The organism is Pyramidobacter sp. C12-8, from assembly GCF_002007215.1.
In the GTDB taxonomy this organism is placed as follows: Bacteria; Synergistota; Synergistia; order Synergistales; family Dethiosulfovibrionaceae; genus Pyramidobacter.
Map to the genome: position 1 here is coordinate 1 of NZ_MUHX01000072.1, position 840 is coordinate 840.

The 840-nt window shown below is 63.3% G+C and carries 1 protein-coding gene; it reads right to left on the reverse strand.

Going from position 1 to position 840, the window contains the following annotated elements:
• On the reverse strand, positions 1 to 840 hold an 840-nt coding region (locus tag B0D78_RS12115), incomplete at both ends, for a hypothetical protein (RefSeq protein WP_205948330.1).

Sequence of the window (840 nt, forward strand, 5' to 3'; positions counted from 1 at the left end):
TGTGGGGATGATGTCGAGGCGTTTGTGCGCGCTGTCGAGGAGGATGCCGGGGGCGCTTCCGTGGGGGGCGGCGCCGATGGTGTAGGTGGCGTTCTGTCCCGCGGCGAGGGCGGCGGCTTTCAGCTGGCCTTCGGTGGCGGCCTGTCCGGCGCGGGCGTTTTCGCCCCAGCCGGCGTCGAGGGTGGTGTTGCTCAAACCGGCGATGGTGCCTGTCGCGCCGTTGAGTTTGATTTCGTTCGCGCCACTTTTGACTGTGACGCTGGCGAACTCGGGGGTCTCGCTCATGACGAGGTCGAAGCCGTCGCCGGCGGCGTTCTTTTTCACGCCGAGGTTCTTGCCGGATGCGCCACTCGTCACGCTTGCCAGGCCGCCTTTGAGGTTCAGGGTCTGGCCGAGGGTGCGGTTGACGGCGCCGTCGTTGCCGGCGAAGTTCAATCCGCCGGACAGGGTGCCGGTGATGGTGGTGATGGCGGAGTTGTTGCTGATGTCGATGTTTTGACCGAGGTTGGGGTTGGCCGACACAGTCACTTTCGCGCCGTCGCTTCCGTCGGCCGCTACGGTCACGTCGATCTTACCGGTTTCGCCTGCGAACTTGATGTTCTTCTTGGTCGCGCCGCCGAGGGTGATGTCCTGTTTCGTTCCGGCTTCGTTGCTGACGGTGAAGCCGGCTTTCAGTTTCGAGATGTCGGCGGTGTGGCCGGTCACGGTGGTGTTGTTGGCGATCTGGTTGTTGATGGCGGTGTTCAGGTTGGCGGCGTTGACTTTGTACTTCACGCCGCTCGTGCCGACTTCGGATTCGATAATGTTGCCGTCGCCGGCGAACGTGATGATTTCCGTTCC